The 17742-nt window shown below is 64.6% G+C and carries 15 protein-coding genes; 9 read left to right on the top strand and 6 right to left on the bottom strand.

All coding sequences use genetic code 11. The features are described from left to right. Positions 1-169: 169 nt before the first annotated feature. The 5 genes from DQG18_RS04275 to DQG18_RS04255 all read right to left on the bottom strand — a co-directional run bounded on the left by DQG18_RS04275 (position 170) and on the right by DQG18_RS04255 (position 6275). Complete coding sequence (locus DQG18_RS04275) at positions 170-1213, bottom strand: Ldh family oxidoreductase (RefSeq protein ID WP_116652999.1); 1044 nt, start codon at positions 1211-1213, stop codon at positions 170-172. Beyond that, on the bottom strand, positions 1210-2580 hold the full coding sequence (locus tag DQG18_RS04270; RefSeq protein ID WP_116652998.1) for a M24 family metallopeptidase: 1371 nt from the start codon (positions 2578-2580) through the stop codon (positions 1210-1212). Before DQG18_RS04270 ends, DQG18_RS04275 begins: the two co-directional genes overlap by 4 nt. Before the next feature lie 132 nt (positions 2581-2712). Then, positions 2713-4350, bottom strand: a complete 1638-nt coding sequence (locus DQG18_RS04265; protein ID WP_116652997.1) for an MFS transporter — start codon at positions 4348-4350, stop codon at positions 2713-2715. A gap of 249 nt (positions 4351-4599) precedes the next feature. Then, a complete protein-coding gene (locus DQG18_RS04260; RefSeq protein ID WP_116652996.1) occupies positions 4600-5295 on the bottom strand; it encodes a GntR family transcriptional regulator in 696 nt (231 codons plus the stop codon). 17 nt (positions 5296-5312) lie between these two features. Continuing rightward, entirely contained in the window at positions 5313-6275 is a 963-nt protein-coding gene (locus DQG18_RS04255) for a dihydrodipicolinate synthase family protein (protein ID WP_116652995.1), read from the bottom strand. 199 nt (positions 6276-6474) lie between these two features. Here DQG18_RS04255 and murB point away from each other — a divergent pair, with 199 nt between their 5' ends. Beyond that, the gene (murB, locus tag DQG18_RS04250) at positions 6475-7470 is read left to right on the top strand and encodes a UDP-N-acetylmuramate dehydrogenase (protein ID WP_116652994.1); all 996 of its coding nucleotides are present in this window, start codon (positions 6475-6477) and stop codon (positions 7468-7470) included. A 22-nt stretch (positions 7471-7492) separates the two neighbouring features. Here murB and DQG18_RS04245 read toward each other — a convergent pair whose 3' ends face one another. Next, entirely contained in the window at positions 7493-8461 is a 969-nt protein-coding gene (locus DQG18_RS04245) for a LysR family transcriptional regulator (protein ID WP_116652993.1), read from the bottom strand. 129 nt (positions 8462-8590) lie between these two features. Between DQG18_RS04245 and araD1 the strand changes: the two genes are divergently transcribed. The 8 genes from araD1 to DQG18_RS04205 all read left to right on the top strand — a co-directional run bounded on the left by araD1 (position 8591) and on the right by DQG18_RS04205 (position 17501). Then, complete coding sequence (araD1, locus tag DQG18_RS04240; RefSeq protein ID WP_116653369.1) at positions 8591-9580, top strand: AraD1 family protein; 990 nt, start codon at positions 8591-8593, stop codon at positions 9578-9580. 9 nt (positions 9581-9589) lie between these two features. Then, on the top strand, positions 9590-11332 hold the full coding sequence (gene araD, locus DQG18_RS04235) for an L-arabinonate dehydratase (protein WP_116652992.1): 1743 nt from the start codon (positions 9590-9592) through the stop codon (positions 11330-11332). Further along, positions 11332-12255, top strand: a complete 924-nt coding sequence (locus tag DQG18_RS04230) for a Gfo/Idh/MocA family protein (RefSeq protein WP_116652991.1) — start codon at positions 11332-11334, stop codon at positions 12253-12255. Before araD ends, DQG18_RS04230 begins: the two co-directional genes overlap by 1 nt. 161 nt (positions 12256-12416) lie before the next feature. Then, positions 12417-13370, top strand: a complete 954-nt coding sequence (gene ytfQ, locus DQG18_RS04225) for a galactofuranose ABC transporter, galactofuranose-binding protein YtfQ (RefSeq protein WP_116652990.1) — start codon at positions 12417-12419, stop codon at positions 13368-13370. Positions 13371-13443: 73 nt separating this feature from the next. Further along, a complete protein-coding gene (locus DQG18_RS04220) occupies positions 13444-14961 on the top strand; it encodes a sugar ABC transporter ATP-binding protein (protein ID WP_116652989.1) in 1518 nt (505 codons plus the stop codon). Beyond that, positions 14958-15992: an ABC transporter permease gene (locus tag DQG18_RS04215; RefSeq protein ID WP_116652988.1), complete on the top strand. Its 1035-nt coding sequence runs from the start codon at positions 14958-14960 to the stop codon at positions 15990-15992. The genes DQG18_RS04220 and DQG18_RS04215 overlap by 4 nt, the downstream gene beginning before the upstream one ends. Then, positions 15989-16963, top strand: a complete 975-nt coding sequence (yjfF, locus tag DQG18_RS04210) for a galactofuranose ABC transporter, permease protein YjfF (RefSeq protein WP_116652987.1) — start codon at positions 15989-15991, stop codon at positions 16961-16963. The genes DQG18_RS04215 and yjfF overlap by 4 nt, the downstream gene beginning before the upstream one ends. A gap of 76 nt (positions 16964-17039) precedes the next feature. After that, positions 17040-17501, top strand: a complete 462-nt coding sequence (locus DQG18_RS04205; protein WP_116652986.1) for a MarR family winged helix-turn-helix transcriptional regulator — start codon at positions 17040-17042, stop codon at positions 17499-17501. Positions 17502-17742: the final 241 nt, after the last annotated feature.

Here is a 17742-nt window from a genome sequence, read left to right as displayed (position 1 = left end):
GGAATCGCAAACACAGCGGACGCGGTTTGCACCGCACTGGACCCCGGGAACCCGTCCCGGGGTGACGGTGGAGTTTGTGGTTGTAACCGTGCCCCTCACACCATTGTCATTCCGGCATTTATTGCCGGAATCCAGCGCGATCTTGCCATCACGCCTAACCCGAAACGATCTAGCCGGGGCGCGCGTCCGGCATCATGGAGATGATCTTTTCGTGGAGCGCTCTGCGAATGGGGATGCCGCGCGCGTTAGATTGTTCGCGGATGGCGTAGCGGCGCGAGCCGGGCAACCGGGCGCCCTGCTGCTCGATGCGGGCAAAAAGGTCCTCGGCGGCATCCTGGCTTTCGCCTTCCTTTCCCAGCGCGGCGCCGATGAGGGTGGGGTTGAAGGCGAGGATCAGTTCGCCATGGCACGGCGCGGCCTTTGCCTGCTGGTCGAATTGCGCGGACTGCCGGCTGGTCCTGTCGGCGATGAAGGGGCCGGCGAGCAGCTCGATCATGGTGGCCAGCGCCGAGCCCTTGTGCCCGCCAAACGGCAGCATGGCGCCGGCAAGGACGGCGGCGGGATCGGTGCTGGGCTGGCCTTCGCGGTCGAGCCCCCAGCCGGAGGGGATCTGGCGCCCTTCCTGGCGGTAAAGCGCGATGTCGGCGCGGGCGGCGGCACTGGTGGCAAAATCGAATACGTAAGGGGGGTGGCCCGGGCGCGGCCAGGCAAAAGCGATGGGGTTGGTGCCAAGGGCGCCGCCGGTCCCGCCCGCCGGGGCCACCCAGTCATGGGTGGGATTCATGGAAAGTCCCGCGAGCCCCTGCACCGCGATATCCTCGACGATCGGCCAGAGGGCGGTGGAATGAAAACCGTTGTTGATGGCAAGAATGGCGATGCCCAGCCGCCGCGCATTGGCAACCAGCAGCGGCAGGCCGCGCTCGGCGGCCAGCGTGGAAAAGCCGTAATCGGCATCGACATGGATGATGGCGGGCGTCAGTTCCTCTACGGTGGGGTCCGCGTGCTTGTTGAACGTCGGATGCGCCATCGTCTCCAGCGTGCCGGGCAGGCGCTGCAATCCATGCGAGCGGCCACCGTCACGCTCGGACCTGCACAGGACACCGGCGAGCGCCCGTGCCTGCGGCTCTGAAAGACCGTGCGCGGTGAGAAAACCATGGGCCAGATCGAGCAGTTCTTCCCATGAAAGGATGATCTCGTCCCGATTGTCTGTCATTGTTTCTCCACCACAAGCACGTGATCGGGCTTATTCCAGAACGGCGGGAAGTAGAGGGGCGTTGAGGAGAGCGGCAGGATGCAGTCCTTGAGGGTGACGCCGATGACGTCGCTCATGAAATCCCGGCGGGCCTGCATGCGGGCGTAGACTTCGGGGTGCAGCCGGGCGATGTCGGCGCGCAGGGCTTCGTCGGCGATGACGACACCATCCTCGCAATTGAGCGCCTGTCCGGGCTCCATCGGGGCCGGGATGATGTCGACCTGACAGACCATTCCCGACCGGATGACGTCTTCGGAACCGGAACGCAGCGGGGAGTGCATCCATTCGTCGTGGCTGATGAGGTGGCCGGGGTTGAGGGCGGGGCGCAGGCCCGCTCGCGCCAGCGTGGTTTCCACCGCGCTCGCTACCTGCTTGCCCGCCACGCCGATATCGATGGTTTCGTACCAGGCGCGCAGGCTGTCGAAATAGCAGATGGCTTTTTCAAGGAAAGCCTCGTCGCCATCGCTCATCAGGCCCGCCCGGCACGACAGGCCGCCCCAATACCCAATCGCCGTGGTGACGCCATCGCCTTCCTTGATCTTGCGGCTCGAGGGGCTGCGCAAGCCGATGACCGGGTCGGGCGCACTGGCGCCGCTCATCATCACGTGGCAGTTGAGCGGTTCACCAGCATAGCCCATCAGCGCCGCGCATTCGAGCTCGCTCATGCCGGCCCTTGCACCCTCGACGATGCGCCATACGGCGGCCGAACTGCGCGCCGACCCCCATTCGAGCTGGGCGATCTCGTCGGCATCGACGATGGCGCGCATGCCGTCGGCGGGGCTCATCAGGATCGGGGTCGCGTCCGCCATAGGCGCGGACGTACCGATCACCGTCCGCAGGGCATCCACGATGAAGGCGGGTACGAAGAATGTGGGCGCGCTCGGGTCCCATTCGCGGGGTTCGAGATATTTCCATCCGGCCAGCGCAATGGTCTGGCCCCGCGAGATGCCGCACTGGCGCAGGACGGCGGCGAGATCGGGCGACTGGCTGCGGTCCTGCCCCATGAGGCTCAGGCTCTGCGCCAGCACGCCCTTTACGTCCGGCAGACCGGCGACGGGGACGTAATCGATGCTCTCATTGCCGGTAACGATGATGCGCTCGCCATTGCGGCCAAGAAGGAGCAGCGCTTCCTCGAAGCGGGGCTCGAACCCCGTCAGGAACGCGATGTTGCCCAGATGCTCGCGGTCGGCATAGACCACCACCCAATCGCTCGCCGCCCGCTCGACGAGGGTTGCCGCGCGCTTGTCGTAAGTCGCGGCAGGGATTTCCGGACGGGCCTCCGGCACACCGAATTGCGGGATGGCGATTTCCTTGAGGACGACAGTCATATCAACCCTTCCGAAACAAAAGAGAGGAGTGACGGCATACCGATGCCGTCCGATGCTCCATAGCATGGCCGGGGATCGGTAATTCTCAAGGCGGTTACGGGTATTCCACCGAAATATTGGCCGGGGGACCGATCACACCTCGGGCTCGGGGCTGCTGCGCAGCGGGGTGGTGTCGTCCCGGGGCACGGTCTGGCGCTCGATCATGCGATAGACGTGGGGGGCATCGGGGCCGCGATGGAGCGCCCGGAGCTTTTCGACGTTCTCGGCATCGGCCTTGGTGCGCCGCAGGTTGTGCCGGACATATTCGACCCAGGTGGGGACGTGATAGGATTCCACCCAGATGTCGGGGTGTTCCAGATCGCGCAATATGGCCCATTGGCGCGCGCCATCGCGGATGCGGATGCGCCGCCGCTCGCTCATCAGGGCCAGGAACCGGGGAATATCCTCCTGGGCAATATGATAATGGACCATGATCAGGATGGGCCCGCTGCTGGGCCTGAGGTCGAGCTTTAGCATGGGTTCGTTGAACGTGTTGAGGGGGCTCATATCGAGCGTGTTGAACGCCGGCAATGCAAGGCGCAGCCCCACAAGGCCGCAGCCGATCAGGACAAGGGCGGCAAGAAACAGCGCCCATTCCGGGCCGAAGGCATCGGCGCTGAGGCCCCATAGCCAGCTTCCCCCGGCCATGCCCCCGAAGGTCGCGGTCTGGTAAAGCGACAATGCCCGCCCCACGACCCAGCGCGGCGAGGAAAGCTGGATCGATACGTTGAACAGGCTCAGCGCCAGTACCCAGCACGCCCCGGCGGGGAGCAGGGCGAAGTGGCTGAGCAACACGTTCTGGCTGAAGCCCAGCCCAACCGCGCTGAGCGCAAAGCCGGTGCAGGAGAGGCGCACGATCAGCTCGTTGCTGAGCAGGGCGCGCAGACGGTTGTTGAAATAGGCCCCGATGATGGCGCCGACGCCAAAACTGCCCAGCATCGTGCCGTAGACCACCGCCCCCCCGTCTTCATAGCTGGCGGCGATGGAGGGCAGCAGGGCGAGGATGGCGATGGCCGAAAGGCCGAACAGGAACCCGCGGAACAGCACCGCAAGCAGGTTGGGCGACATCGAGACGTAGCGCAGCCCGGCCCACATGGCGCTGCCCAGCCGCTCGCGCGGCAGGTGCTGCACCTGTGAGCGCCGTTGCGGCTCCCAGCGCCAGAGGGCCGCGATAAGAGGCAGATAGCTGACCGCATTGGCGGCAAAGGCGGTCGCCGCCCCGGCAAAGGCGACGATCAGCCCGCCAATGGCAGGTCCCACGCTGCGCATCATGTTGAAGCTGACCGAATTGAGCGTCACGGCGCCCGGAAGGTCCTCGCGTGGGACGAGATCGCCCATCGATGCCTGCCAGGAGGGGTTGAACAGGGCCGTGCCGCATCCGATGAGGAAGGTGAAGGACAAAAGCAGCCACGGGGTCAGTATGCCCATCCACGTGATGACGGCCAGCCCCAGCGACACCGCCGCCATGCCGCACTGGGCGATCAGCATGATCCGGCGGCGGTCGAAATTATCGGCCAGCGCACCCGCCATGATGGAAAACATCATGATGGGCAGGGTGGTCGAGGCCTGCACCAGGGCGACCATGTTGTGGCTGTCGGTCAGCGTGGTCATCATCCAGCCCGCGCCTACCGATTGCACCAGCCCGCCCAGATTGGACGCCAGCGTCGCCAGCCACAACAGGCGGAAGGCTTCGTGGCGGAAGGGGGCGAGCATGGAGGGACGGGTCGTCATGACAGTGCAGAAGCCGCAAGCAGAAAAATGAACTTGCGTCAGTGTGCCTCATTCGGAGGTGGCCGACCATCCATTGGTTTGCATTTAAAAGAGAATTCGACTGTTTCGGATTTTGACCGAAGCAGCCTCGCGCTCCCAGGCTTCCCCGGCGAAAGCCGGGGCCCAGACCGAAATCTCAACTTATGCCAATGTCGAGATGTGGACTCCGGCTTTCGCCGGAGAAGCGAGAAGGGGGGCGTCGGATGGACCCTAAAGCGCGACCCGTCCTACGACGCGGCGGTCTGCGGCGATGAAGTTCTGGATCTGGATGACGATCTGGTCGGCGTGGGCGAGGGCCAGTTCGTCGGCCCTTTCGACATCGTTAGCGAGAAGCGCGGCGATGATGTCGTCGTGCTCCTCGACGTAGCGGGCGGGCAGGGTATCGTCATATGACGAATAGTAGAGGCGCAGGATGCGGCGGCCTTCGTCGAGCACCCGCGTGAACATCTCGATGAAATAGGGGTTGCCGCCGATCCTTGCGATCTCGACGTGGAAATTGCGGTTGGCGAGGATCATCCCCACCGAATCACGGGCCCGCACGGCGCGCACGAATTCCTTTTGATGGGCTCTTACGGGCGCAAGGTCCTTTGCGGTGCACCGGGCCGCCGCCTGCCGCGTCGTGAGGCGATAGAGCAGGGTCAGCGCATCGAAAAAATTGGGCAGGTTGAAGAAGTCGATCGGCGCGACGATGGTCGAGCGGTTGGGCAGGTTCTCGACCAGCCCGTCCGCCGTCAGCCGCACGAGGGCTTCCCGGATGGGTGTGCGCGACATGTCGAACCGGCGGGCCAGTTGCGCCTCGTCGACCGGCGCGCCGGGGGCCAGCTTGAGGTCGAGGATTTCGTTGCGCAGGACATCATAGACCTGCGCAACGCCTGAACCTCTCTTGCGTGGAGCGGGATCGCTCACGGTTTGCGTGTCTCCGCTCAGGCCGCGTATTTGGCGACCGCGCCACCCTGCTTGCTCCAGCCGGCGTACCAGGCGTCGAACAGGGCAAGCTGGGCTTGCGCATAACCGCGCTGGCTTGCGCTCAGCTCGTCGGTTTCGTTGAAGTGGAGCGCGTATTCCTTGTCGCCCTTGAGCACCATCATGTGCTTGTAGAACAGGACGAGGTCGGGGCCTTCATCGAACGTGGACAGAACGTGCAGGGCCTCGTCGAGCTCTTTTGCCCTGACGCGCGCTTCGGCATCGCCCGCGGCGGCGGCCCGCGACAGGTTGCAAAGATGGAGCACTTCGCGGGGCAGCACGTTGCCGATGCCGGTGATCGCGCCAACCGCGCCGCAATTGACAAAGCCGTGGTAAACCGTCGTGTCGACGCCGACCATCAGCGTGATGTCGTCATTGCCGCTCGTGATGTTTTCCGCCGCATAGCTGAGATCGGCAACGCCGCCGAATTCCTTGAAGCCGATGAGATTGGGGTGTTCGGCGCGCAGCTCGAAGAAGAGATCGGCGCGGGTTGCAAACCCGTAATAGGGGCTGTTGTAGATCACGGCGGGAAGATCGGGGGCGGCGGAAAGGATCGCCTTGAAATGCGCCTTCTGGGCGGCGGGCGAAAGGCCGCGCGACAGGAGGCGTGGAATGACCATCAGCGCCTCGGCGCCCACCTTCTGGGCGTGGGCGGCATGGGCGACGGCGATCTTTGTATTGACCGCGCCGGTTCCCACCATGACCGGAACGCCCGCCTTGACGAGCCGTTCGACGCCCTCCATGCGCTGCTCGTCGGTCACCAGCGGCCAGTCGCCCATAGACCCGCAATAGACGACGCCGGACATGCCGATGTCGATCAGTTCCTTGCCCTTGCGGACCAGAGCATCGAAGTCCGGGGTCCGGTCGTCCTTGCAGGGGGTCATGAGTGCGGGGATGCAGCCCTTGAAGATCGGGGAGGTCATTGGCTTTCCTTCCAATTGAATGCCCGGCGTAGCGTGACGCCGAAGGATACTGTCCGCTTCTATACATTGTATTTTTCTTGTCGACAAGTCGTGTGCAAGATTGCGAGGCGCATGAAGGCCCGGCGGCCACCAACCGCTTGACACCCCGCCGCGCCGGCGTGCACTGACAGGGCTTTAAGAAGCCCAATCCAGGTGGTCCATGCGTCCCGAAACCGATTTCGACCTTTCGGCCCACAATACCCTTGGCCTTGTTTCTCATGCGAGGCTGGGCGGGGTCGTCCGCGATCAGGACGAGGTGCGCGAAGCGGTGCGCCATGCGTGGGAGAGCGGGCTCGCCTTCCATGTGTTGGGCGAGGGCAGTAATGTGGTGCTCAACCGGCACATCGATGCCCTTGTCGCGCTGATGAAGATCGAGGGCCGCGAGATTCTCAAAAGCTCGCCCCAAGGCACGCGCGTGACGGTAGGGGCGGGAGAATCCTGGCACGGCCTTGTCGAATGGACGCTGGACAACGACCTGCCCGGACTTGAAAATCTCGCAGGGATTCCCGGAACGGTGGGCGCGGCGCCCGTCCAGAACATCGGGGCCTATGGCGCCGAGCTCGCCGAATTCTTCGATTCGCTCGTTGCGTTCGACATGCACACGCAACAATTTCACCGCTATGAGCGCGATGCGTGCCAGTTCTCCTACCGCGACAGCATTTTCAAGCAGCAATCGGGCCGCTTCGTCATTGTCGAGGTGACGTTGGTGCTGCCCGGTGCCTGGCGGCCCCGGACCGGATATAGCGGTCTCGGGGGGCTGGAAACCGCTACGCCCGTTACGATCAAGGACGCCGTTCTCGCCCTGCGCGGGCGCAAATTGCCCGACTGGCGGAAAATCGGCAATGCGGGGTCTTTCTTCCACAACCCCACCATACCGGGCCCGCAGGCCGGGCGCTTGCGGGAAGAATATCCCGATATGCCCGTCTACGCCCTCCCCGGCGGCGCGGCCAAACTCTCGGCGGGCTGGCTGATCGAGAGATGCGGGCTCAAGGGGACGAGAATCGGGGACGCCGGGATCAGCGCCGATCATGCCCTCGTGCTCGTCAATCTGGGCACCGCGCGCCAGGAAGATGTGGCCGAGCTGGCCGAACGGGTGAAGACGTCGGTGCGCGAGCGGTTTGGCGTGGAACTCGTTCAGGAACCCCGGTGGATATGACGCCGCAAGGTCTCGCCCGCCTTCAGGCGCGCCCTGCTGGAACAGCCGGGACCCTGCGCTCGAGCGCCGCAAGGACGCGCTGGGCGGCCGGGGAGAGGTCGTGCCCGGCGGGGAAAACGAAAGAAAAGGGCGAAACGGCAAGGCGATCGGTCAGGTCGAGCAGGGCGATATTGCCACCCAGTCCGCTCCGCCGGGAATAGAACTCGGCCACCGAACGGGCAAGGGGCGCGATGGCGTTGGTTTCGCTGATGATCGCAAGCGTGAGGAGCAGCGAACTGGTGCTCAGGATACGCGCCGGGATCGGGTAGCCGTTTTCCAGGAGATAGGCTTCGACCTCCCGCCGCATCAGCCCGTTCGGCGGCTGCATGACCCAGTCGAAGGGCAGGCACTGGGTGATCGTGATGGCCTTTTTCCGCGTAAGCGGATGTTCGGAGCGCACAACGAAGCTGACCGGCTCGGGCCCGATCCTGCGCATGCGCACCGTGCGGCCATCGAGACTGTCGGGTAGCCGCCCGATGTAAAAATCAAGTTCGCGCGACAGCAGCGACCCGGCCAGCTTGTCGGAGGTCTCGATATCGACCGAAATCTGGATCTCGGGGAAGGCGATGCGCAATTCACGCAGAGCGGGCAGCACGATTTCGAGCGCCGGGCCGGTCACCGCGCCGATGCGCACATGGCCGCGCACGCCCTCGACCATTTCGCCGATCTCCTGGCTCGCATCGTTGAGCTGGCGCAGGATGGCATGCGCTTTTTCGGCCAGCAGCGCCCCGGCCCGGGTGAGGATAACGCCCCTTGCGTGGCGCGTATAGAGCGAGGTGCCCGCGATGCGCTCAAGCTCGGCCATGAGGCGCGAAGCCGCCGGCTGGGTGATCGAAAGATGGGAGGCGGCGCCGGACATCTGGCCGGTGGCCTCAAGCGCGATCAGTAGCCGCAGATGCGGCAGTCTCAGCCCCTTGCGGATAAACTCGTCCTGCACTTTGCGATACGGCATAGATATATCGTTTTCGGTATAATTAGGCGCAGAAGAGATATTTGAATTGCATGTTGAGTCAAGTCAATGTGCACCTCGCCCGCACTTTCCGAAAATTTGCGCCGCGGGCGGTATGAAAATGAGGATGAAATGCTGGTTTCCCAATGCCGTACTGTCGATGGCCGGACGCAAGTCGTCGTCCGGGAAGGCTCGGAAGCCTATGTACTTGGCAGGAACACGACGCTCTATGACCTCGCGCGCGAATGCGCCGACAGTGGCCGCAGCCTTGCCGAGACCATCGGTGAAAAGGGGCTGGGCGAAGCCATCGACATCGAAAGGGCGTCACTCGAAGGGCGGCTGCTCGCGCCCATCACCCACCCCGATCCCGCCCATCTGCACCTGACCGGCACCGGGCTGACCCATCTCGGCTCTGCCGCCACCCGCGACGCCATGCACGCCAAGGCGAGCGCCGATGACGCGACGCTGACCGATTCCATGCGCATGTTCCGCATGGGGCTCGAAGGCGGCAAGCCCACGTCCCTCCCCGGCGCGCAGCCCGAATGGTTCTACAAGGGCAACGGCCACGCGCTGGCCGCGCCCGGCGAAACGCTCACCATGCCCGCCTTTGCCGAGGATGGCGGCGAGGAGCCGGAAGTGGCCGGGGTTTATATCATCGCGGCGGACGGCACGCCCTGCCGGATCGGCTGGGCGCTGGCCAACGAATTTTCCGACCACGTCACCGAGCGGGTCAACTATCTCTGGCTCGCGCACTCCAAATTGCGCATGGCGTCGTTCGGCCCGGAAATCCTCGTGGGCGAGTTGCCCGCCCATATCGAGGGCACCTCACGCATCCGCCGCAACGGCGAGGTGATCTGGCAAAAGCCGTTCCTTTCGGGCGAGGCCAACATGTCCCACGCGCTGGCCAATCTCGAGCATCACCATTTCAAATATCCCATCTTCCGTCAGCCCGGCGACGTCCACGTCCATATGTTCGGCACGGCAACGCTGAGCTTTGCCGATGGGGTCAAGACCGAGCCCGGCGATGTCTTCGAGATCGAGGCGGCGCCATTTGGGCTGCCGCTGGTCAACCCGCTGGCGCGCGCCGAGGACACGGGCGTTGCCCGCGTCCGGGCGCTATAGGGGGCGCAAATGACGTTCAAACCCGCGCCCTGGCCCCGAAAGCTGCGCTCCCAGCACTGGTATGGCGGCACGTCGCGCGACGCGATCTATCATCGCGGCTGGCTCAAGAACCAGGGGCATCCCGACGATCTCTTCGATGGCCGCCCGGTCATCGGCATCCTCAACACCTGGTCGGAACTCACCCCCTGCAACGGGCATCTGGACGAATTGGCGAGGAAGGTGAAGGCGGGCATCTGGGAGGCGGGCGGCTTCCCGCTCGAAGTGCCGGTGTTCTCGGCGTCCGAAAACACCTTCCGCCCCACGGCCATGATGTTCCGCAACCTTGCCGCCATGTCGGTCGAGGAAGCCATGCGCGGCCAGCCTATCGATGGCGCGGTGCTGATGGTGGGGTGCGACAAGACCACCCCTTCGCTGATGATGGCGGCGGCATCGACCGACATTCCCTCGATCGTGGTGTCCGGCGGGCCGATGCTCAATGGCTGGTGGCGCGGCAAGGCGGTGGGGGCGGGGACGCATCTGTGGCAGTTCTCGGAGGCCGTCAAGGCCGGGGAGATGACCCAGGACGATTTTCTCGAAGCCGAAGCCGCCGTTACCCGCTCGGCGGGTTCGTGCAACACCATGGGCACCGCTTCCACCATGGCCTCGATGGCCGAAGCGCTCGGCATGGCGCTGTCGGGTAACGCGGCGATTCCCGCGGTCGATGCGCGGCGGCGTGTCATGGCGCAACTTACCGGGCGGCGTATCGTCCAGATGGTCAAGGATGACCTCAAGCCCTCTGACGTGCTGACAAGGCAGGCGTTCGAGAACGCCATCCGCACCAACGCCGCCATCGGCGGGTCGACCAACGCGGTGATCCACCTTCTGGCAATCGCGGGCCGCGTGGGCATCGATCTGACGCTGGACGACTGGGACCGCTGCGGGCGCGACATCCCGATGATCGTCAATCTCCAGCCCTCGGGCCACTATTTGATGGAAGAGTTCTTCTATGCCGGCGGGCTGCCGGTCGTCCTCAAGCGGCTGGGGGAAGCGGGATTGTTGCACAAGGATGCGCTGACCGTTTCGGGCGGGGCGATCTGGGACGACGTCAAGGACGTCCGCAACTGGAACGAGGAGGTCATCCGGCCCGCCGACAAGGCGCTGACCCGATCGGGCGGCATCGTGGTGCTCAAGGGCAACCTCGCGCCCAGGGGCGCGGTACTCAAACCTTCGGCGGCCTCGCCCCATCTCATGAAACACCGTGGCCGCGCGGTCGTCTTCGAGGATATCGACGACTACAAGGCAAGGATCGAGGATGAGGCGCTCGACATCGACGAGACCTGCGTGATGGTGCTCAAGAATTGCGGCCCCAAGGGTTATCCCGGCATGTCCGAGGTCGGCAATATGGGCCTGCCGCCCAAGGTGCTGCGCAAGGGCATCACCGACATGGTGCGGATTTCAGACGCGCGCATGTCGGGCACCGCCTACGGCACCGTGGTGCTGCACACAAGCCCCGAAGCTGCTGCGGGCGGGCCGCTGGCCGTGGTGCGCACAGGCGACGTGATCGAGATCGATGTCGAGGCACGGCGGCTGCATCTGGACATTTCCGATACCGAGCTTGCCGAGCGGCTTGCCGCCTGGACGCCGACGCACGAGATGGCCGGTTCCGGTTACGCATGGCTGCACCAGCAGCACGTCGAGGGTGCCGATACCGGGGCCGATCTCGATTTCCTGCGCGGCAAGCGCGGCAGAGCGGTGGGGAGGGACAGCCATTGATGAAACTGGCACTCGCAGGCATCGGTAAGATCGCGCTCGACCAGCACATCCCCGCGCTGGCCGCATCGAAGGACTGGGAACTGGCCGCGACCGTCTCGCGTAACGCGAGCGTTGAGGGTGTGCCCGCTTTTTCCGATCTTTCCGAACTGCTCGCACAGCGGCCCGATATCGAGGCGGTCTCGCTGGCGATGCCGCCGGCGCCCCGCTACGACTATGCCCGTGCTGTGCTGGAGGCGGGACGGCACGCAATGCTCGAAAAGCCGCCCGGCGCGACACTGGCCGAGGTCCATGCGCTCGAAAGACACGCGCGGCAGAAGGGGCTGACGCTTTTTGCCACCTGGCACAGCCGCATGGCCCGGGGCGTGGCGGCTGCGCGGGACTGGCTCGCAGGCAAGACCGTTCTTTCGGGGAAAATCGTCTGGCGCGAGGACGTGCGCCACTGGCATCCGGGGCAGGACTGGGTGTTCGAGCCGGGCGGGATGGGCGTTTTCGATCCCGGCATCAACGCGCTTTCGATCCTCACCGAGATCCTGCCCGCGCCCGTCCATCTGGCCTCCGCCGAACTCGATGTTCCGGCCAACCGCCAGACCCCCATCGCGGCGCGCTTGCGCTTTTCGGGCGGTATCACGGCCGATTTCGACTGGCGGCAGGAGGGGCCGCAAACCTGGGACATCACGCTCGAAACGGACGCGGGGCGGCTGGTGCTGGGGATGGGCGGCAATGTGCTCGAAATCGATGGCCGTGCCATCGAGAGCGAGGAAACGCTTTCTGGCGAATACCCCGCGCTTTACGTCCGGATGGCCGAACTCGTCAGGGCCAGGAAATCCGATGTCGATCTCTCCCCGATGGTGCATGTGGCCGACGCGATGATGCTCGCGCGCCGCAACGCGGTTGAACCGTTTTTCTGGGACACGCAGCGATGAGCCGCCCGTTTCCCAAGGAACGCTCCGGCGCATTTGCCGCCGGACGGCTTGGTCCCACCCATCCCGGCGCACCCGGAATGAGGGACCGCTAGACCCGGAGCGGGCCCATCCGCTCCGGCCGTTACAAATCATAGTCTATGGTCAAACCCAGGGAGGAACCCATGACCTACAAGACATTTCTGGCCTCGACGGCTATCGTCGCACTGACCACCGGTGGCGCTTTTGCCCAGGTCATCGGCTTTTCGCAGATCGGCTCGGAATCGGGCTGGCGCGCCGCTGAAACGACCCTGACGCGCATGGAGGCCGAGGAACGCGGCTACGACCTGCGCTTCTCGGACGCCCAGCAGCGTCAGGAAAACCAGATTGCGGCGATCCGTTCGTTCGTTGCGCAGGGCGTCGATGCGATCCTGCTCGCGCCGGTCGTGGAAACCGGTTGGGATGCGGTGCTCGAAGAGGCCGCTGAAGCCGAAATCCCCGTCATCCTGCTCGACCGCATGGTGGACAGCTCCGATGATCTTTACCTGACCGCCGTGGGCTCCGATCTCGTGCATGAAGGCGCGGTCGCCGGCCAGTGGCTGGTCGATACCGTTGCCGGTGAAGACTGCCGCGTGGCCGAGCTTCAGGGTACGACCGGATCGAGCCCGGCTATTGACCGCAAGACCGGTTTCGAGCAGGCCATCGCCGATCACGACAATATCGAGATCGTGCGCAGCCAGACGGGCGACTTCACCCGTTCGGGCGGCAAGACGGTGATGGAGGGCTTCCTGCAGGCCGAGGGTGGTGGCGCCGGCATCTGTGCGGTTTATGCGCACAATGACGACATGGCGCTCGGCGCGATCCAGGCGATCAACGAGGCGGGTCTCAAGCCCGGCGAGGATATCCTCGTCGTTTCCATCGACGCGGTGCCCGATGTCTTCCTGGCCATCGCCAACGGTGAGGCCAACGCCACGGTGGAACTGACCCCGAACATGGCCGGACCGGCTTTCGATGCCCTTGAAGCCTATTGGGCCGACGGCACCGTTCCACCCAAGTTCATCCAGACGGAATCGACCCTTTACACCCAGGCCGATGATCCGCAAGGTGAGTACGATACCCGCAAGGACCTCGGCTACTAGAGCCGGAGAAAGGACGCGGGGCGCATTGTCCCCGCGTCGTTGGTTACACGCATAAGGGGAGGGGCGTGAACGCGTGCTGTTGACCGTCAAAAATCTCAGCAAGTCGTTCCTTGGCAGCAGGGCGCTCGATGCCGTCGATTTCGATCTGGCGGCGGGCGAGGTCCATGCTCTGCTGGGAGAAAACGGCGCGGGAAAATCCACACTCATCAAGTGCCTGACCGGGGCCTATCACCGCGACGCGGGAACCATCGCGCTCGAGGGCGAGGCGATCGACCCGCGCTCGACCTCGCAGGCGCAGGATCTGGGGATCGGCACGGTCTATCAGGAGGTCAACCTGCTGCCCAATCTGACCGTGGCGCAGAACCTGACCTTCGGACGCGAACCCACGCGCTTCGGGCTGATCGATGCCCGCGCCCGTACGCGGCTGGCGAGGGAAATGCTCGACGGTTATGGGCTCGATATCGACGTCAACCGCGATCTTGGCGCCTATTCGGTCGCTATCCAGCAGATCGTTGCCATTGCCCGTGCCGTCTCGCTTTCGGGCAAGGTGCTGATCCTCGACGAGCCGACCGCCAGCCTCGATGCGCGCGAGGTCGAGATGCTGTTCAAGGTGGTGCGCGATTTGCGCGACCGGGGGCTGGGGATCGTCTTCATTTCCCACTTTCTCGATCAGGTGTTCACCATTTCCGACCGCATCACGGTGCTGCGTAACGGGCGCCGGATCGTCACCGAGGATACGGCCCGGATCGACCGGGTAAAACTCATCGAACACATGCTCGGCCACGCGCTCGAAAGCGAGGTGGAAGCGCGCGCCGGTGCCGCCGCGCCTGAAAAGGGCGGGCGCCCCATCGCATTCAGTTTCCGCAATATCGGCCGGCAGGGCGTCATCGAGCCGTTCGATCTCGATATACATGAGGGCGAGGTCGTCGGGCTGGCGGGACTTTTGGGCTCGGGCCGCACCGAAAGCGCCGAATTGCTCTATGGCATCAGGACCGCCCAGACCGGCGAGGCGCGGGATGCCAATGGTCCGATCAATATCCGCAATCCGCGCGCGGCGATCGCCGCCGGATTCGGCTTTGCCCCCGAGGACCGCAAGACCGACGGGATCGTCGCCGACCTCACCATCCGCGAGAACATCGTGCTGGCCTTGCAGGCCAGCAAGGGCTGGATGCGGCCCATCCCGCGCGCCGAGCAGAACCGGCTGGCCGACGAATATATCGAAAAGCTCGATATCCGCACCACGGGAAGGGAAAAGCTGATCGGCGAGCTTTCGGGCGGCAACCAGCAAAAGGTGATCCTCGCGCGCTGGCTGGCCATGAACCCGCGCTTCCTGATCCTCGATGAACCCACGCGCGGCATCGATGTGGGCGCGCACGCCGAGATCGTGCGCCTCATCCGCGCACTCAACGAAAAGGGCATGTCGCTTCTGGTGATCTCATCCGAACTCGAGGAACTGATCGCGGTGTCGGATCGGATCATCGTCGTCCGTGACCGGCGGCACGTGGCCGAACTGGCCGGTGACCAGATGACCACCGACACCATCGTGCGCGCCATCGCCGCCCCGGACGCCAACCCGGAGGAGGCGGCATGATCTTTCCGGTCCTGAGGCGCGTCGCCCCGCAACTGATCACGCTGTTCGCGCTGATCGTGCTCATCACCCTCATCTTTCCCTCCTTTCTCAACCTTTCGCTGGTCGACGGGCGGCTCGTCGGCCCGCTGGTCGACGCCGCCAAGCGCAGTGCGCCGGTGGCGCTGCTCGCCGTGGGCATGACACTGGTGATCGCCACCAAGGGGATAGACCTTTCGGTTGGCGCGATCATCGCCATCTGCGGAGCTTCCGCCGCCTGGGCGGTGGGGGCGGGATACGGACTGGGGCCGGCGCTGCTCATCGCCTTGTCGGCGGGCATCGCCTGCGGGCTCTGGAACGGGGTGCTGGTCGCCATCGTGGGCATCCAGCCCTTCGTTGCAACCCTCATCCTGATGACGGCGGGGCGCGGCATCGCCCAGCTCATCACCGAAGGGCGCATCCTGACCTTCACCGATCCGGGGTTTGCCTGGATCGGCTCGGGCACGCTGCTGGGCCTTCCGGTGCCCGTCTGGCTATGGTTCTCGACCGCCGTCTTGATGGCGCTGATCTTGCGCCGCACCGCGCTCGGGATGCTGATCGAGGCGGTGGGCATCAATCGCCGCGCCAGCGCGCTGTCGGGCGTCAACGCCCGCGTGCTGCTCATTGCGGTCTATGCGGTGGCCGGCTTTTGTGCGGCGCTGGCCGGGCTGGTCGTCACCGCCGACATTCGCGGCGCGGACGCCAACAATGCCGGCCTCTGGCTCGAACTCGACGCCATTCTGGCGGTCGTGATCGGGGGCAACTCGCTGCTCGGCGGGCGGTTTTCCATCGCCGCCTCGGTGATCGGCGCGCTCATCATCCAGACGATCAATGCGGGTATCCTGCTCGCCGGGTTCCCGCCCGAGTACAACCTCGTCATCAAGGCCGCGCTGGTCGTTGTGATCCTCGTGGTGCAATCGCCGAGCCTTGGAGGCCATTTCGCCTTCCTGCGCACGGCCCTCCTGTCGCGCCGCGAAGCCCGGCATGCGCCGCAAACCGAAGAGCCCAAGCCATGACAAACGCCCGCCTGCTGCCGCTTTTCGCCACCATCGCCATCTTCATGCTGGCGCTCGTCATCTGCTTTATCCAGTTTCCCAACATGTTCTCGACGCGGGTTCTGGGCAATCTTTTGACCGACAACGCCTATCTCGGCATCGTCGCCGTGGGGATGACCGTCGTGATCCTTGCGGGCGGGATCGATCTTTCGGTGGGATCGGTCATCGCCTTTTCAGGCGTCTTCATCGCGGTCGTGCTGCGCGACACGGGGCTCCACCCGATGGTCGTGTTCGCCATGCTGCTGGCCATCACCACAGCCTTCGGCGCGGCGATGGGCGGGCTCGTTCACGCCCTCGTCATGCCCGGCTTCATCGTGACGCTGGCGGGGATGTTCCTTGCGCGCGGCGCGGCCTACATGCTCTCGATCGATTCCGTGCCCATCCAGCACGAATTCTACGACGTCCTGCAATCCTACATTCTCCTGCCGGGGCGCGGGCGCCTGACGCTGATCGGCATCACCATGCTCGTCGTCTTCGTCATCGGTATGCTGATCGTCCACAAGACACGCTTTGGCACCGCCGTCTACGCCTTCGGAGGCGGTGAGGCCACCGCGCGGCTGATGGGCGTGCGGCAGGGCCGGGTGACGGTGATGATCTACGCCTTTTCCGGCTTCATGGCCGGGCTCTCGGGGATCGTCTTTTCCATCTATACCGGCTCGGGCTATTCGCTGGCGACGGTGGGAACGGAACTAACGGCCATCGCCGCCGTCGTGATCGGCGGCACCCTGCTCACCGGCGGTGCGGGCTACATGTTCGGAACGTTCATCGGCGTGCTGACCATGGGACTGATCCAGGTCTACATCGTTTTCGACGGCACGCTATCGAGCTGGTGGACTAAGATCGTGATCGGCGCGCTGGTGCTTGCCTTCATCCTCCTGCAAAAAGCCCTTCTGCACCTTGCAAGGCGCGGCAATGAGGTTGCCTACGCCTGAACGGCGTGGCAGCGCTTTACTTCCCGGATCGCCTCTGCAAGTACTGCAACATAACAATATTTGCGGGGCGAGGAAAATGGCCGATGAAACGGGCGGGGCGGCGCCTGAGACCCAGTTGCAGACCGAGGACACGACCGATGTCATCGGCTATCGTCTCAGGCGCGCCCAGCTTTCGGTCTTCAAGAACTTCAAGGCCGCGTTTGAAGCCTTCGACCTGCGGCCGGCCGAATACAGCGTGCTGGTGCTGATTGCGAAAAATCCGGGCCGCAAGCAGACCGAGTTCGCCGAGGTGCTGGGCATCAAGCGCGCCAATTTCGTCACCCTCATCAACCGGCTCGAAAAGCGCGGGCTGATCGAACGCCGGGTCGCGGCGGGGGACCGCAGGGCGAACGCCCTGCATCTCACCCCGGCGGGCGACGCCTTCGTTGCCCGGATACGCAAGACGCAGGATACGTTTGAAGCGCAATACATTGAAAAGGTGGGCGGGATCGAGCAACGCGACGCGCTCTTCTCGCTGCTCGACAGGTTGCTCGACTAGATCGTTTCAGGTCTTGATGGAAACGGCCTGCTGCGGCGGTTGGGGTTGGACTGCGCTGGATTGCCGGGAACGGGTCCCGGAATGACATTGATGGCTTTGGCCGATACCTGCCCTATTCCCGCTCGTCACCCCGGGATTTGTTCCCGGGGCCAGACCGAACCCGCCGCAGTCGCGGGAACCCCGACGATTCCGTCAAATACTGACCTGCTCTAATTGTCATCCATCGCCCATAACGCAACGG

Origin of the sequence: Pelagibacterium sediminicola, assembly GCF_003390885.1 — a bacterium.
In the GTDB taxonomy this organism is placed as follows: domain Bacteria; phylum Pseudomonadota; class Alphaproteobacteria; order Rhizobiales; family Devosiaceae; genus Pelagibacterium; species Pelagibacterium sediminicola.
This window is presented reverse-complemented; position numbering and strand designations above follow the sequence as displayed.

What these genes read in the sequence shown, in the direction of transcription:
- DQG18_RS04275 (WP_116652999.1), bottom strand. Translation starts at nt 1,213, where the DNA reads ATGACAGACAATCGGGACGAGATCATCCTTTCATGGGAAGAACTGCTC.
- DQG18_RS04270 (WP_116652998.1), bottom strand. Translation starts at nt 2,580, where the DNA reads ATGACTGTCGTCCTCAAGGAAATCGCCATCCCGCAATTCGGTGTGCCG.
- DQG18_RS04265 (WP_116652997.1), bottom strand. Translation starts at nt 4,350, where the DNA reads ATGACGACCCGTCCCTCCATGCTCGCCCCCTTCCGCCACGAAGCCTTC.
- DQG18_RS04255 (WP_116652995.1), bottom strand. Translation starts at nt 6,275, where the DNA reads ATGACCTCCCCGATCTTCAAGGGCTGCATCCCCGCACTCATGACCCCC.
- murB (WP_116652994.1), top strand. Translation starts at nt 6,475, where the DNA reads ATGCGTCCCGAAACCGATTTCGACCTTTCGGCCCACAATACCCTTGGC.
- DQG18_RS04245 (WP_116652993.1), bottom strand. Translation starts at nt 8,461, where the DNA reads ATGCCGTATCGCAAAGTGCAGGACGAGTTTATCCGCAAGGGGCTGAGA.
- araD1 (WP_116653369.1), top strand. Translation starts at nt 8,591, where the DNA reads ATGCTGGTTTCCCAATGCCGTACTGTCGATGGCCGGACGCAAGTCGTC.
- araD (WP_116652992.1), top strand. Translation starts at nt 9,590, where the DNA reads ATGACGTTCAAACCCGCGCCCTGGCCCCGAAAGCTGCGCTCCCAGCAC.
- DQG18_RS04230 (WP_116652991.1), top strand. Translation starts at nt 11,332, where the DNA reads ATGAAACTGGCACTCGCAGGCATCGGTAAGATCGCGCTCGACCAGCAC.
- ytfQ (WP_116652990.1), top strand. Translation starts at nt 12,417, where the DNA reads ATGACCTACAAGACATTTCTGGCCTCGACGGCTATCGTCGCACTGACC.
- DQG18_RS04215 (WP_116652988.1), top strand. Translation starts at nt 14,958, where the DNA reads ATGATCTTTCCGGTCCTGAGGCGCGTCGCCCCGCAACTGATCACGCTG.
- yjfF (WP_116652987.1), top strand. Translation starts at nt 15,989, where the DNA reads ATGACAAACGCCCGCCTGCTGCCGCTTTTCGCCACCATCGCCATCTTC.
- DQG18_RS04205 (WP_116652986.1), top strand. Translation starts at nt 17,040, where the DNA reads ATGGCCGATGAAACGGGCGGGGCGGCGCCTGAGACCCAGTTGCAGACC.